Raw genomic sequence first — 15,081 nt, 5'->3', positions numbered from 1 at the left:
TTGGATCCGCGGGATCCGCGTCTCAGTCAAAACTGGGAATAATGTTGGCCTTGTCGATCATATCGATCGGCAACAGAAACTCATGGTCTTCTACCTGCACCACGACGTCCTGCTCTTCTACACCGCGCAGAAGGCCCTGAAAGTTGCGTCGACCCTCGAAAGGCGAGCGCAGCTTAATCTTCACTTGTTCACCGGCAAATTTTGCAAACTGCTCAATAGTGAACAGTGGGCGTTCCATGCCTGGCGAGGAAACTTCAAGGGTGTACTCAACGGCGATCGGATCTTCAACATCCAGGACACCACTGATCTGACGGCTGACGATGGCGCAATCGTCCACCAACACGCCGCCTTCTTTATCAATATAAACGCGCAACATTGAGTGGCGACCTTGAGCCGAAAACTCAATACCCCAGCATTCATAGCCTAGGGCCACGACCACCGGGGCCAGCAAGGCCTGCAACTCTTCTAGCTTGCTCGACACTGAACCCCCTCGTGCATGTATGTGCATGCTATGCAAAATAAAAAAATGGGCGAAACGCCCATCCTTGAAACGCCGTCGAACAGCGGCGTTGAAAGTGTCCAGCTAACAAAAAGCCCCTTAAAAGGGGCTCCTTAAACTGGTTGCGGGGGCCGGATTTGAACCGACGACCTTCGGGTTATGAGCCCGACGAGCTACCAGACTGCTCCACCCCGCGACAAAGCTGGGGCGGAAGTATACGACCGATCCCTGACAGGGTCAATGTAACCTTCCACCTACAAGAAAGCCCGCAACAGCGGGCTCTCCTGACAATTGGTACCGAGAAGGGGACTCGAACCCCTACACCCTATGGGCACAACCACCTCAAGGTTGCGTGTCTACCAATTCCACCACCTCGGCAATACTGCGTTTGAAACCCTTCTTACTTTTGCTCTTGAGCTGGAGGCACGTCAGTCGCTGGAGTAGCCGACTTTTGCTCTTGAAGCACCGGTACATCATCAGAAGCCGGTTTTTGCTTTGGAACTTCCAACACTGCCGGGTTTGGCAAACCTACTTGAGTCAGCTGATGAGCTTTCTCTTTAGCAAAGTAACCTAACCCTAAGCTGGTTATGAAGAAACCGGCGGCAAGTATAGCAGTAAACTTACTAAGAAAGGTAGAGGAACCTTGGCTTCCGAATACAGTATTTGAAGCACCTGCTCCGAAAGACGCGCCAGCATCCGCACCTTTACCCTGCTGAAGCAATACCAGAGCAACTACGCCCAATGCACCCAGCAGATGAAAAACGACTACGACTGTTTCCAGCATTTTTTCAGTTTCCCGCGGCGCGACAGATCGCACCGAACTCATCTGCATTCAGGGAAGCTCCACCAATGAGCCCCCCATCGATATCCGGCATGCCGAACAGTTCGACCGCATTGGCCGCCTTCACGCTGCCGCCGTATAGAAGCCGCACACCTCGTGCGACCTCAGAATTCTCTGCCGCCAACTGAGCGCGAATGGCTGCATGCACATCCTGCGCCTGTTGCGGCGAAGCTGTCAGCCCGGTACCAATGGCCCAGACCGGCTCGTAAGCTATTACTGCATTTGCAAAAGCACCAACACCCAGCTCCTCAATGATGCTGCCCAGCTGACGCCCGACAACCTCAAGAGTTTTCCCGGCTTCGCGCTGCTCAAGGGTTTCCCCTATACACAACACCGGAATCAAGCCACATGCCTGCGCCGCTGCGAACTTGCGATTCAGCAAGCCGTCTCGCTCACCCATAATCTGGCGGCGCTCGGAGTGCCCGACAAGTACCAGGGAACACCCTGCATCCACTAACTGACTGGGCGCGATTTCACCGGTCAACGCACCTTGCATCGATTCCACCGCAGAATTCTGCGCGCCGACCAAAATCGACTTTCCTTTTAAGCCATCAATCACTTGATTGATATGCAGGCAAGGCGGGAATACCGCAACATCAACACCGCTCGGCAAGGCCAGATGACGAAGGCCATTGATCAGCTCAGCGACGCTGGCGCGGGTACCGTGCATCTTCCAGTTACCAGCTACCATAGTGCGACGCATGCTGTACCTCGTCGGTCAAAGTGGGCGCAGATGTTACCCAACACAACCATGGCTGGCAAGCCGAATTCAGGCAGAAACTTCAGTTACCAATTTTGCCAGCTCTTCGGCATAACCACGAACCTGCATTTCGTCCTCGCCTTCTACCATGACCCGCACCAACGGCTCGGTGCCGGACTTGCGCAACAACACGCGACCACGACCTGCCATGGCTTGGGTGACACGCTCACAGGCCTCCTTGACTGAAGGGTGATCTAGCGGGCTTGCACCGCCACCAAATCGCACGTTAATAAGTACCTGAGGGCACTTACGCAAAGCCTGGCGAGACTGAGCCAGACCTTCGGCACGAGTTTTGAGCGCCATTAATACCTGTAGGGCCGCGATGATCGCATCGCCTGTGGTGGTGTGATTGAAACAGACGATATGTCCAGAGTTCTCACCACCCACGACCCAATTGCGCTCCAACAGATCTGCGATCACATAACGATCGCCGACATTGGCCCGCACAAAAGGAATTGAAAGGTCAGCCAGGGCCAGCTCCAACCCGAGGTTGCTCATCAGTGTCCCGACCACACCTCCGTGCAACTTGCCGCGCTCATGCAAATCGCGAGCAATGACAAATAGCAATTCATCCCCATCAACAATGGCGCCGGTGTGGTCGACCATCAGAACCCGATCACCATCACCGTCAAAGGCAATCCCAAGGTCGGCATGCTCGGCCAATACAGCCGCCTGCAAAGGCGCCATATGGGTCGAACCGCAATTTTCGTTAATGTTCAGGCCGTCTGGCTGAGCAGAGAGCACGACAACTTCAGCCCCCAACTCACGAAAAACACTGGGAGCCACCTTGTAAGTAGCACCGTGAGCGCAGTCGATCACGATCTTCAGCCCAGCGAAACTGGTACCGGTTGGGACGCTACTTTTGCAGAATTCTATATAACGACCAGACGCATCGTTAATTCGCGACACCTTACCGATCTTGCTCGACTCAACCACCGTCATGGGGGTGTCGAGCAACTCTTCGATCATCAGCTCGACTTCATCAGGCAGTTTGGTGCCATTGCCGGAGAAGAATTTTATACCGTTATCATCGTGCGGGTTATGCGAAGCACTGATCACGATGCCGGCTTGCGCCTGAAACGTGCGCGTCAGGTACGCGATGGCAGGCGTCGGCATCGGCCCAAGCAACATCACATCGGCGCCGGCCGAGGTGAGCCCAGCCTCAAGCGCTGACTCAAACATATAACCTGAAATCCGCGTGTCCTTCCCGACCAGCACTTTGCAGGCACCCATTTTTCGAAAAGCCATGCCGGCAGCCCAACCGAGCTTGAGCATGAAATCAGGAGTAATAGGGTACTCTCCGACCCGACCACGAATGCCGTCGGTACCAAAGTATTTCTTACTCATAATTGCTCCATCATTCTTATTCGGCTAATTCCACCGCGGCGATCATTCGCACCACGTCGACGGTCTCCGCCACGTCATGGACGCGCAATATACGCGCGCCCCTGAACGAAGCCAGCGCCGCAAGTGCCAGACCACCAAACAGTCTTTCCCCAACGGGACGATTCAACGCCTGGCCTATCATGCTCTTCCGGGAAACCCCAACCAAGAGGGGGCGACCCAAGGCATGCAAGGCCTCCATATGCTTGAACAAGCTAAGATTGTGCTGCAAGGTTTTAGCGAAGCCGAAGCCCGGATCGAGAATAATTCGCTCAGCAGGAATACCCGCCGCAGCGCACCGGGCCATGCGCTCAGCGAGAAACTCGCCAACTTCCTTCGTAACGTCCCCGTAATGCGGATCATCCTGCATATCGCCTGGCTCGCCGAGCATGTGCATCAGACAAACCGGTAGACCCGTAGCTGACGCGGCATCCAGGGCACCATCACGACGCAGCGCACGCACATCATTGATCAGCCCTGCACCAAGTCGCGCAGTCTCTCGCATGACTGCTGGAGTGGAGGTATCAACGGAGATGATCACATCGAGTTCGCGATTGATGCGCTCGACTATCGGAGCAACGCGTTCAAGCTCCTCAAGCGGCGACACCGCCCTGGCGCCGGGCCGGGTAGATTCGCCACCGACATCAATCAGCGTCGCCCCGGCCAACACCATCGCTTCGGCGTGGCGCATTGCTGCGTCGAGATGGCTGTAGCGGCCACCATCAGAAAAGGAATCAGGAGTGACATTGAGAATACCCATGACATGCGTATGGGCCAAATCAAGAACCCGGTTGCCACAAGGCAACCGGGTCAGGGACTGAACAGAGGTCATTTCAAACCTTAAACGTCAGCAGCCGGACCGCCAATCGGTGTTTCCGGGCGAGGATCCTGTGCCACCGGAGGAGTACCCGATGTACCGGCACCACCCGACCAATCACGGGGCTCGCGAGGCGCACGACCGGCCATGATGTCGTCGATCTGATCAGCGTCAATCGTCTCGTATTTCATCAGAGCGTCAGCCATGGCATCCAGCTTGTCACGGTTATCGGTGAGGATCTGCTTGGCTGTGCCGTAGCACTGATCAATGATGCTGCGCACTTCGGAGTCGATTAGCTTGGCCGTTTCACCAGAGAAGCTTGCACTCTGACCACCGCCGCCGCGCCCCAGGAACACCTCACCTTCTTCTTCGGCATACATCAAAGGACCGAGCTTCTCGGACAGACCCCATTTGGTCACCATGTTCCGTGCAATCTGACTGGCACGCATGATGTCATTGGATGCGCCGGTAGTAACACCATCGAAGCCCAGCGTCATTTCCTCGGCAATACGGCCGCCGTACAGCGAGCAGATCTGACTGATCAGCGCACGCTTGGACAGGCTATACCGGTCCTCCTCAGGCAGGAACATGGTTACACCCAAGGCGCGGCCACGCGGAATGATCGACACTTTGTAAACCGGGTCATGCTCAGGCACAACGCGTCCGACGATAGCGTGACCTGCTTCGTGATAAGCAGTGTTCTGCTTCTCTTTTTCGGACATGACCATAGATTTGCGCTCGGCGCCCATCATGATCTTGTCTTTAGCAAGTTCGAACTCTTTCATCTCGACGATGCGCTTGCCTGTGCGAGCGGCGAACAAAGACGCTTCGTTAACGAGGTTTGCCAGGTCTGCACCGGAAAAACCCGGCGTACCGCGCGCGATTACTGCCGGAGCAACGTCGTCACCCATCGGCACTTTGCGCATGTGGACTTTGAGAATCTGCTCACGACCGCGGATATCCGGCAGCCCCACCACGACCTGACGGTCAAAACGACCTGGACGCAGCAACGCCGGGTCAAGTACATCAGGACGGTTAGTCGCGGCGATGACGATGATGCCGTCATTCATTTCGAAGCCGTCCATCTCGACCAGCAACTGGTTGAGCGTTTGCTCGCGCTCGTCGTGACCGCCGCCCATACCGGCACCGCGGTGACGACCGACGGCGTCGATTTCATCGATGAAGATGATGCATGGCGCGTGTTTCTTGGCTTGTTCGAACATGTCGCGAACACGGCTTGCACCAACACCGACGAACATTTCGACGAAATCAGAACCAGAGATTGTGAAGAATGGCACCTTGGCTTCGCCGGCAATAGCTTTGGCCAGCAAGGTTTTACCGGTACCCGGAGGACCGACCATCAGTACACCACGAGGAATTCGACCGCCAAGGCGCTGGAACTTGCCCGGATCACGTAAGAACTCGACCAACTCGCCCACTTCTTCCTTGGCTTCGTCGCAACCGGCCACGTCACCCAAGGTGGTTTTCACCTGATCTTCGGAGAGCAGGCGCGCCTTGCTCTTGCCGAAGCTCATCGGCCCGCCCTTGCCACCGGCACCGCCCTGCATCTGCCGCATAAAGAACATGAAGACGGCGATGATCACCAGGATCGGGAAGCTCGCAACCAAGAGCTGGGTCCAAATGCTTTGCTGCTCAGGCTGCTTGCCCTCAACCACCACATGGTTGTTCACCAGGTCGCCGATCAATCCATTGTCCTGAATCGCGGGACGAATGGTCTTGAAGCTATCGCCATCATTGCGCTTGCCGGTAATCACATAACCATCAACAGCTACGCGCTCGACCTTGCCATCCTTGACCTGCTGGATGAAGTCGGAATAGTTGAGGGTCTGCGGCTCGTTAGGGCTGGAGAAGTTGTTCATCACTGTCACCAGGACAGCCGCGATGATCAACCACAGGATCAGATTCTTTGCCATATCGTTCAATTAACTACCCTCTGAAGCAAGCTCCGCTACTGGCGCGCGCTTCGCATGATATTCACCGGCCTAACTTACTACATTACCTACGGCTCTGGCAGGCGCCGTCTGTAACCCTTTGTGAAACACTTTTTACACAATATTCGCTAAAGCTCACGAGGCGAAATACGAAAAACCTATCACCCCGGTCGAAAAATCTCTTAATCCTCACTGCGACCACGGAAACCACGGCCCAACAAGTACTGCTCGCGAGAACGATCGCGCGACGATTTAGGCTTGCGCGTCGTGACTTTCTCGAACTGCTGGCGAACGCTCTTGTGATATTCGTCGAAGCCTTCACCTTGGAAGACCTTGATCAAAAAATCACCACCTGGCTTCAATACCCTGACCGCAAGATCCAGCGCCAACTCGCACAGAAACATTGATCGAGGCATATCAACAGACGCCAATCCACTCATATTGGGGGCCATATCGGAAATCACAAGGTCCACTTCGTTTTTTCCGACGGCTTCGAGGATCTGCGCCAGCACGGCATCTTCGGTGAAGTCGCCCTGAATAAAGGTCACATCAGGGATGCTGTCCATTTCCAGGATGTCGGAAGCAATCAACGTACCCTGTCCGCCAATCAGACGACTGGTCACCTGAGACCACCCACCCGGCGCAGCACCGAGGTCGATCACACTCATCCCTGGACGGATCAGACGGTCTCTGTCCTGAATTTCCAGCAGCTTGTAGCTGGCACGGGAGCGATACCCATCTTTCTGCGCCATTTTGACGAATGGGTCGTTGAAATGCTCTTGCAGCCATTTAAGACTTGTCTTGGAACGGGCCACGGGCCACCTCGAAAATAAAACGGGTCGTGATTAACTGGGCGGTCCCGGACTCGCTCGGGTAAACTGGCCGCCGCTTTTTACAAGATCAGACGCAGGGGTCAGATTATGCCGCTCACTCAAGAGCAGAAGAAACAGTACAAATCCATTGGCCACCATCTGAAACCAGTTTTGACTGTGGCTGACAACGGTTTGACTGAAGGTGTGCTAGCCGAACTTGAACGCGCTTTGGCGGATCACGAGCTGATTAAAATCAAGCTCAACATCCTCGATCGCGAGTCGCGCCTGGCGACCATTGCAGAACTGTGCAAGGTCGGCAAAGCGGATACCGTTCAGATCATCGGCAAGATGGCGCTGCTTTACCGCAAGAACTTCAGCGTCAACAAGCAGCTGTCGAACGTTCATCGCTTCAAGTGATGACAAGGGTCAAGGGTGTGCTTCGCGCACCCTGACACTCCATCCCGGTATCGGTTGCAGCACCAGCACGAGCCCGGAAAATCCGAGCACAAGATAGCTGAATTCCTCCCAGCGCACCGCATCCGGCCAACCGAAGCGCACCGCGAAATACATCCCGCACGCATACAGCGCCATAAGCAGCGACTGCCCTCGAATATCCAGCCATAGACTCACAAGGCCCTCGGCCTGAATCAGCACCAAAGCCTGAAAAATCACACACACTGTGGCGAAACCCACCATCAGCGCATCAAGCATGCCTTCAATTTCGTCGATCAGCAGCGGCGCCAAGCCAATCTTGCCCAGCGCCGGCAGCAAACCGACATGTAGCAGCCAAAGGCCACCAACCCATAACATTTGAGTAAACTGCCAAAGCATGGCGCCCGCACGTAGCGGGCGCGCAACTTCAGATGTGTCGGACTTCGACAATCTCGTACTCGATAACGCCACCGGGCGTTTTTACGGACACCACATCCCCCTCTTCCTTGGCAATCAAGGCACGGGCGAGCGGCGAACCCACGGAGATTTTACCGAGTTTGAAATCTGCCTCATCCTCACCAACGATATGGTAAGTAACCCTGTCGTCTGTTTCGACGTTGGCAATTTCAACCGTGGTCCCGAAAATCACTTTACCGGTATGAGGGATGGTCGTGACATCAATGATCACCGCGTTCTGCATGCGGCCTTCGATGTCACGGATCCGCGCCTCCACCATACCCTGCTGCTCGCGAGCGGCGTGGTATTCGGCGTTTTCCTTCAGATCACCCAGTTCGCGGGCCGTACCGATGTCCTGGCTAAGCTTCGGACGGACGACCTTGGTCAGGTGAGCGTGTTCTTCTTCCAGAGCTTTCGCGCCCTGGACGGTCATTGGGTATTTGATCATGCCTTCAATCCTGCGTGTAGGTCCTGCAAGCGGCGCACGGTTTTCTCGGGACCGAACTTCAGCGCTTCACAGATGGCTTCGCCAGCAGCAATGGTGGTAGTGCAGTAGATCTTGTGCTGCAAGGCATTACGACGAATGGAGTACGAGTCAGCGATCGACTGACGACCTTCAGTGGTGTTGATGATCAGCGTGACTTCGTCATTCTTGATCATGTCGACCACGTGCGGACGACCTTCGGTCACCTTGTTCACACGACGCACTTTCAGGCCTGCGGCTTCGATCACCTTGGCAGTGCCGGCAGTGGCGACCACTTCAAAGCCCAAGCTGATCAGATCACGGGCCACGCCCGCCACCAGCGGCTTGTCGTCGTCACGCACGCTGATGAACGCGGTACCGCCGGTCGGCAGCACTTCGCTAGCGCCCATCTGAGCCTTGGCGAACGCTTCACCAAAGGTATCGCCCACACCCATCACTTCGCCGGTGGACTTCATCTCTGGGCCCAGGATAGGGTCCACGCCAGGGAATTTGGCGAATGGGAACACCGCCTCTTTCACGCTGTAGAAGTTCGGAATGATTTCCTTGGTGAAGCCAATTTCCTTCAGGGTTTTACCGGCCATCACGCGCGCAGCGATCATGGCCAGGGAAACACCGATGCACTTGGACACGAACGGCACGGTACGGGAAGCACGCGGATTGACTTCGATGACGTAGATATCTTCGCCTTGCAGCGCCAACTGAACGTTCATCAGACCGACAACACCCAGCTCCAAGGCCATTTTCTTGACCTGTTCGCGCATCTCGTCCTGAATGTGCCCAGGCAACGAATATGGCGGCAAGGAGCAAGCGGAGTCACCTGAGTGAACGCCTGCCTGCTCAATGTGCTGCATGATCGCGCCGATCACCACGTCAGTGCCGTCGCAAACTGCGTCCACATCCATTTCGATGGCGCAGTTGAGGAAGTGATCAAGCAGCACCGGGCTGTCGTTGGACACTTTCACCGCATCACGCAGGTAGCGCTTGAGTTCGTCTTCTTCGTAAACGATTTCCATCGCACGGCCGCCCAATACGTAGGACGGACGAACCACCAGCGGGTAACCGATCTTGGCAGCAGCACGGATCGCTTCATCTTCACTGCGCACGGTGGCGTTAGGCGGCTGGCGCAGGTTCAGGCGCTCAACCATTTGCTGGAAGCGCTCACGGTCTTCGGCACGGTCGATCGCATCAGGGCTGGTGCCGATGATAGGAACGCCAGCCTCTTCCAAGGCACGCGCCAGTTTCAGCGGGGTTTGCCCGCCGTACTGAACGATTACGCCCTTCGGCTTCTCGACGCGGACAATTTCCAGCACGTCTTCCAGGGTCACTGGTTCGAAGTACAGGCGATCAGAGGTGTCGTAATCGGTGGAAACGGTTTCCGGGTTGCAGTTGACCATGATGGTCTCGTAACCGTCGGCACGCAGCGCCAGCGCCGCGTGTACGCAGCAGTAGTCGAACTCGATGCCCTGACCGATACGGTTTGGGCCGCCACCGAGGATCATGATCTTGTCGCGACCCGACGGCGCGGCTTCGCACTCCTCCTCGTAAGTCGAGTAGAGGTAAGCGGTATCAGTAGCGAACTCGGCCGCGCAGGTGTCAACGCGCTTGTAGACCGGGAAGATTTCCAGCTTGTGACGGTGGCGACGCAGGCTTTTCTCGGTCACGCCTAGCAGCTTGGCCAGACGCATGTCGGAAAAACCTTTGCGCTTGAGGCGGAACATCATGTCGCGATCGATGCTGGCCAGCCCCAAGGTCTTGACCTTCTCTTCTTCCTTGATCAAGTCTTCGATCTGCACCAGAAACCAAGGGTCGATCATGTTCATGCCGAAGATATCTTCAACCGAAAGACCCGCGCGGAAGGCGTCAGCGACGTACCAGATACGCTCGGCGCCCGGCACGGTCAGCTCACGCTTGAGCACGCTCATGCTTTCCGGATTGCTCAGATCAAGCTTCTCGTCCAGACCGCAAACACCCACTTCAAGACCGCGCAGCGCTTTCTGCAGCGATTCCTGGAAAGTACGGCCGATCGCCATGACTTCGCCGACCGACTTCATCTGAGTGGTCAGGCGGGCGTCTGCTTTCGGGAATTTCTCGAAAGCGAAGCGTGGCAGCTTGGTCACAACGTAGTCGATGGATGGTTCGAAGGACGCCGGAGTCTTGCCGCCGGTGATGTCGTTCGACAGCTCGTCCAGGGTGTAACCGACAGCCAGTTTTGCCGCGACCCTGGCAATAGGGAAGCCGGTAGCTTTCGAGGCCAGGGCCGAAGAACGGGAAACACGCGGATTCATCTCGATGACGACCATACGACCCGTGTCCGGGCAGATGCCGAACTGGACGTTGGAGCCGCCGGTTTCCACGCCGATCTCACGCAGTACCGCCAAAGAGGCGTTACGCATGATCTGGTATTCCTTGTCCGTCAGGGTCTGTGCTGGAGCAACCGTGATCGAGTCGCCGGTATGCACACCCATCGGGTCAAAGTTTTCGATGGAGCAGACGATGATGCAGTTATCCTTTTTATCGCGGACAACCTCCATCTCGTATTCTTTCCAGCCGATCAGGGATTCGTCGATCAGCAGCTCTTTGGTCGGCGACAAGTCCAGACCGCGAGCGCAGATTTCTTCGAACTCTTCACGGTTGTAAGCGATACCACCACCGGTGCCGCCCATGGTGAAGGACGGACGGATGATGCACGGGAAGCCAAGCTTCTCGAGGACCACATTGGCCTCTTCCATGCTGTGCGCAATACCCGAACGCGGGCAATCCAGACCGATGGATTTCATCGCCTTGTCAAAGCGCGAACGGTCTTCGGCCTTGTCGATTGTGTCAGCGTTGGCACCGATCATTTCCACCCCGAACTTCTCCAGAACGCCTTCGCGCTCCAGGTCCAGTGCGCAGTTCAAAGCGGTCTGGCCGCCCATGGTCGGCAGCAGCGCGTCCGGACGCTCTTTCTCGATGATTTTGGCAACGGTCTGCCACTTGATAGGCTCGATGTAAGTAGCATCGGCCATGTCCGGGTCGGTCATGATGGTCGCGGGGTTGGAGTTCACCAGGATGACGCGGTAGCCCTCCTCACGCAGGGCTTTGCAGGCCTGCGCGCCGGAGTAGTCAAATTCGCAAGCCTGGCCGATCACGATCGGGCCAGCGCCGAGAATCAGGATGCTTTTTATGTCTGTACGTTTTGGCATGGGTTTGTCACTCAAATCCGCAGGTCAGTCGGCAAGCCGTCTTTGTTCAATCTGTGAAGCCTTGAGGGGACCGCCGGTTTCGGGACCACCCTCAAGCTTTGCTGCATCAAGGCGAGCGATTAGCGTCGCTTGGCCATCTCGTTGATGAAGCGATCAAACAATGGCGCTACGTCGTTCGGGCCAGGGCTGGCTTCAGGGTGCCCCTGGAAGCTGAAAGCGCTCTTGTCGGTACGCTCAATCCCTTGCAGGGTGCCGTCGAACAGCGATTTGTGGGTTGCCCGGACGCTGGCCGGCAGGGTCGCTTCATCTACCGCAAAACCGTGGTTCTGGCTGGTGATCATCACAACGCCGCTGTCCAGATCTTGGACCGGATGGTTGGCACCATGGTGACCGTGCCCCATTTTCAGGGTCTTGGCACCAGAGGCCAGCGCCAGCAGTTGGTGACCGAGGCAGATGCCGAACACCGGAATCTCGGTTTCCAATACGTCCTTGATCGCCTGGATTGCGTAGTCGCAAGGCTCTGGATCGCCAGGACCGTTAGACAGGAATACGCCGTCCGGCTTCATGGCCAGAACATCAGCAGCAGGCGTTTGTGCCGGCACTACGGTCACGCGGCAACCGCGCTCGACCAACATGCGCAGAATGTTCAGCTTGACGCCGTAGTCGAAGGCCACCACGTGATAAGGCAGCTCGCAAGCATCGATGGTCGCGTGGCTGTCGGTTTTCAGATCCCAGACAGTCGAGCGCCACTCGTATTTCTCTTGGGTGCTGACGACTTTCGCCAGGTCCATGCCTTTTAGGCCAGGAAAGCCCTGCGCAGCAGCGATAGCGGCCGCTTCAGAAATGTTGTCGCCGGCCATGATGCAGCCGTTCTGCGCGCCTTTCTCACGAAGAATGCGTGTCAGACGGCGAGTGTCGATACCAGCGATTGCCACCACATTGTTGGCTTTCAGGTAATCAGACAGGGACATCTTGTTACGCCAGTTACTCGCAACCAGCGGCAGGTCACGGATGACCAGACCCGCGGACCAGACACGATCCGACTCAGCGTCTTCAGGTGTGGTGCCGGTGTTGCCGATATGCGGGTAAGTCAGGGTAACGATCTGTTGGGCGTAGGAAGGATCGGTAAGGATTTCCTGATAGCCGGTCATGGCGGTGTTAAACACCACCTCACCAACGGTTTGACCGTCGGCTCCAATGGCTTCGCCGCGAAAAATGCTGCCATCAGCAAGGGCGAGTATGGCTGGCTTAGTCAAGAAGACCTCCCGTAAATAAAGCCTGAAAGGGCGATCGCAGGTTGTAAAAAAGCGGAGTGACGTATGGACACGTCACCCCGCTTCTTCACTGAATTATTCTGCGCGCTTTTAGTGGACACACTAAAGCTGTAGCTTACAGAAAAAGGCTTTTTTGGTCTACCGCCAATGAGCCTAAAAGGCCGGGGAATGCGACAGGACGTCGCTTGGCGCTGTAAAACCGAGCTCAAACACAATGTTTGAACTCGATTTCTGGGCATCTTAACGCAGCTCGAGCACGTCTTGCATGTCGTAAAGGCCAGGCTTATGCCCCTCTAGCCACAACGCAGCACGCACCGCACCCTTGGCAAAGGTCATGCGGCTAGAAGCCTTATGTGTGATTTCCAATCGCTCCCCCTCACAGGCGAACAGCACCGTATGATCGCCCACCACATCGCCACCGCGAACAGTAGCGAAGCCAATGGTTTCACGAGCGCGGGCGCCGGTATGACCCTCGCGCCCATAAACCGCCACCTTTTGCAGATCACGACCCAGCGCATCGGCAATCACCTCCCCCATGCGCAGCGCCGTACCCGAGGGCGCATCAATCTTGTGCCGGTGATGAGCCTCGATGATTTCAATATCGGCATCTTCACCCAACACACGGGCCGCCATGTCGAGCAACTTAAGCGACAGGTTCACGCCGACACTGAAATTGGCAGCGAACACTATTGGAATGTCCTTACCCGCCTCCACCAGCAACTGCTTCTGAGAGGCGTCCAATCCCGTAGTACCGATCACCATGGCCTTACCTGCCTTGCGACAGAACGCCAGGTTTTTCAGCATGACCTCCGGAAGTGTAAAGTCGATCAACACATCGAACTCATCCGCCACCGCATCCAGATTTGCGGACAGCGGCACGCCAATACGCCCCAGCGATGCCAACTCACCAGCATCAACGCCAATCAACGCGCTGCCAGGACGTACGATTGCAGCCGTTAGGCCGGTCAGCGGCGCGCGCTGCTGCACCGCCTCAACCAGGATTTTACCCATGCGCCCGGCAGCACCCATCACAGCTATACGTCGCATGCCCACTCCTTACAGATCGCCGAAGAAACGTTTAACGCCTTCGAACCAACCGGTGGTTTTCGGGGAGTGACTGTTATCGTCCGCCAAAGAACTGCGAAACTCCTCCAGCAACTCGCGCTGACGACGCCCCAAATTAACCGGGGTTTCGACCACCACACTGCACATCAAATCACCAGCACCGCCGCCACGCACGGGCGCGACACCCTTACCGCGAACACGGAACTGCTTGCCGGTCTGAGTCCCTTCCGGAATTTTCAGTTTGACCCGACCATCGAGAGTAGGGATCTCCAACTCACCGCCCAGCGCAGCATCGACAAAGCTAATCGGCACCTCGCAGAACAGGTGCTTTCCATCGCGCTGAAAGATCGCGTGCTCACGCACATTGATCACGACGTAAAGGTCGCCAGTTGGACCACCTTGAGCCCCCGCCTCGCCCTCACCCGACAAACGAATACGGTCACCGGTATCGACGCCCGCAGGCACTTTAACGGAAAGAGTTTTGTACTCTTCAACACGACCTTCGCCGCGGCAGGAGTCGCACGGATCAGAAATGATCTTGCCCTGACCATGGCAGCGCGGACAGGTCTGCTGTACCGAGAAGAACCCCTGCTGCATGCGGACCTGACCAATACCACCGCACGTAGGGCAGGTGGTCGGCGCAGAGCCTTTCTTGGCGCCCGAACCATCACACGGTTTGCAGTTGACCAATGTCGGCACACGAATATTCACGGTCGTGCCACGCACCGCTTCTTCCAGATTCAGTTCCAGGGTGTAACGCAAGTCGCTGCCGCGCTGGGCGCCGCCACGGGAACCGCCACGACCGCCACCAAAGAAATCACTGAAGACATCGCCAAAAATGTCAGAGAAGTTCTGGCCGCCAAAACCGGCGCCTCCACCCCCCATGCTCGGGTCAACACCCGCATGACCGTACTGGTCGTAAGCTGCACGCTTACTGGAATCAGACAGCACTTCATAGGCCTCATTGGCCTCTTTGAACATCTCTTCCGATGCTTTGTCATCGGGATTACGGTCTGGGTGGTGTTTCATCGCCAGGCGACGGTAGGCCTTTTTCAGGTCCGCTTCGCTTGAGCCACGCTCAACACCCAATACTTCGTAATAATCACGCTTTGCCATAAGTCTTT

General features: G+C 56.4%; 14 protein-coding genes and 2 tRNA genes. 1 reads left to right on the top strand and 15 read right to left on the bottom strand.

The features are described from left to right. Nucleotides 1-22: 22 nt before the first annotated feature. The 9 genes from rimP to rlmE all read right to left on the bottom strand — a co-directional run bounded on the left by rimP (nt 23) and on the right by rlmE (nt 7,067). Nucleotides 23-481: a ribosome maturation factor RimP gene (gene rimP / locus RHM68_RS03695; protein ID WP_010463487.1), complete on the bottom strand. Its 459-nt coding sequence runs from the start codon at nt 479-481 to the stop codon at nt 23-25. A 137-nt stretch (nt 482-618) separates the two neighbouring features. Beyond that, nucleotides 619-695, bottom strand: a tRNA-Met gene (locus RHM68_RS03690). Nucleotides 696-791: 96 nt separating this feature from the next. Beyond that, nucleotides 792-877, bottom strand: a tRNA-Leu gene (locus tag RHM68_RS03685). Between the two features lie 22 nt (nt 878-899). Further along, nucleotides 900-1,283 (bottom strand): preprotein translocase subunit SecG, encoded by a 384-nt coding sequence (secG, locus tag RHM68_RS03680; protein WP_201194393.1) that lies wholly within the window; start codon nt 1,281-1,283, stop codon nt 900-902. 4 nt (nt 1,284-1,287) lie between these two features. Further along, the gene (gene tpiA, locus RHM68_RS03675; protein WP_322220584.1) at nt 1,288-2,043 is read right to left on the bottom strand and encodes a triose-phosphate isomerase; all 756 of its coding nucleotides are present in this window, start codon (nt 2,041-2,043) and stop codon (nt 1,288-1,290) included. A 66-nt stretch (nt 2,044-2,109) separates the two neighbouring features. Continuing rightward, the gene (gene glmM / locus RHM68_RS03670; RefSeq protein WP_322220583.1) at nt 2,110-3,447 is read right to left on the bottom strand and encodes a phosphoglucosamine mutase; all 1,338 of its coding nucleotides are present in this window, start codon (nt 3,445-3,447) and stop codon (nt 2,110-2,112) included. A 16-nt stretch (nt 3,448-3,463) separates the two neighbouring features. Further along, nucleotides 3,464-4,315 (bottom strand): dihydropteroate synthase, encoded by an 852-nt coding sequence (folP, locus tag RHM68_RS03665; protein WP_322220582.1) that lies wholly within the window; start codon nt 4,313-4,315, stop codon nt 3,464-3,466. 8 nt (nt 4,316-4,323) lie between these two features. Further along, nucleotides 4,324-6,234, bottom strand: a complete 1,911-nt coding sequence (gene ftsH / locus RHM68_RS03660; RefSeq protein WP_322220581.1) for an ATP-dependent zinc metalloprotease FtsH — start codon at nt 6,232-6,234, stop codon at nt 4,324-4,326. A 200-nt stretch (nt 6,235-6,434) separates the two neighbouring features. Next, nucleotides 6,435-7,067 carry a 23S rRNA (uridine(2552)-2'-O)-methyltransferase RlmE gene (gene rlmE / locus RHM68_RS03655; RefSeq protein WP_322220580.1) on the bottom strand — a complete coding sequence of 211 codons (633 nt, stop codon included), beginning with the start codon at nt 7,065-7,067 and terminating at the stop codon, nt 6,435-6,437. Between the two features lie 105 nt (nt 7,068-7,172). Between rlmE and RHM68_RS03650 the strand changes: the two genes are divergently transcribed. Then, on the top strand, nt 7,173-7,481 hold the full coding sequence (locus RHM68_RS03650) for a YhbY family RNA-binding protein (protein ID WP_322220579.1): 309 nt from the start codon (nt 7,173-7,175) through the stop codon (nt 7,479-7,481). Nucleotides 7,482-7,490: 9 nt separating this feature from the next. Here RHM68_RS03650 and RHM68_RS03645 read toward each other — a convergent pair whose 3' ends face one another. The 6 genes from RHM68_RS03645 to dnaJ form a co-directional block, all read right to left on the bottom strand. Beyond that, nucleotides 7,491-7,895: an MFS transporter gene (locus RHM68_RS03645; protein WP_322223667.1), complete on the bottom strand. Its 405-nt coding sequence runs from the start codon at nt 7,893-7,895 to the stop codon at nt 7,491-7,493. A gap of 28 nt (nt 7,896-7,923) precedes the next feature. Next, nucleotides 7,924-8,400 (bottom strand): transcription elongation factor GreA, encoded by a 477-nt coding sequence (greA, locus tag RHM68_RS03640; protein ID WP_322220578.1) that lies wholly within the window; start codon nt 8,398-8,400, stop codon nt 7,924-7,926. After that, the gene (gene carB / locus RHM68_RS03635; protein ID WP_322220577.1) at nt 8,397-11,618 is read right to left on the bottom strand and encodes a carbamoyl-phosphate synthase large subunit; all 3,222 of its coding nucleotides are present in this window, start codon (nt 11,616-11,618) and stop codon (nt 8,397-8,399) included. The genes greA and carB overlap by 4 nt, the downstream gene beginning before the upstream one ends. A 119-nt stretch (nt 11,619-11,737) precedes the next feature. After that, the gene (gene carA, locus RHM68_RS03630; protein ID WP_322220576.1) at nt 11,738-12,874 is read right to left on the bottom strand and encodes a glutamine-hydrolyzing carbamoyl-phosphate synthase small subunit; all 1,137 of its coding nucleotides are present in this window, start codon (nt 12,872-12,874) and stop codon (nt 11,738-11,740) included. 258 nt (nt 12,875-13,132) lie between these two features. Continuing rightward, nucleotides 13,133-13,939 (bottom strand): 4-hydroxy-tetrahydrodipicolinate reductase, encoded by an 807-nt coding sequence (dapB, locus tag RHM68_RS03625; RefSeq protein ID WP_322220575.1) that lies wholly within the window; start codon nt 13,937-13,939, stop codon nt 13,133-13,135. A gap of 9 nt (nt 13,940-13,948) precedes the next feature. Then, nucleotides 13,949-15,073 carry a molecular chaperone DnaJ gene (gene dnaJ / locus RHM68_RS03620; protein WP_322220574.1) on the bottom strand — a complete coding sequence of 375 codons (1,125 nt, stop codon included), beginning with the start codon at nt 15,071-15,073 and terminating at the stop codon, nt 13,949-13,951. Nucleotides 15,074-15,081 lie beyond the last annotated feature (8 nt).

This window comes from Pseudomonas sp. DC1.2, assembly GCF_034351645.1.
Classification (GTDB): domain Bacteria; phylum Pseudomonadota; class Gammaproteobacteria; order Pseudomonadales; family Pseudomonadaceae; genus Aquipseudomonas.
The sequence above is the reverse complement of the archived record's forward strand: the minus strand, read 5'-3'. Positions and strand labels throughout refer to the sequence as shown.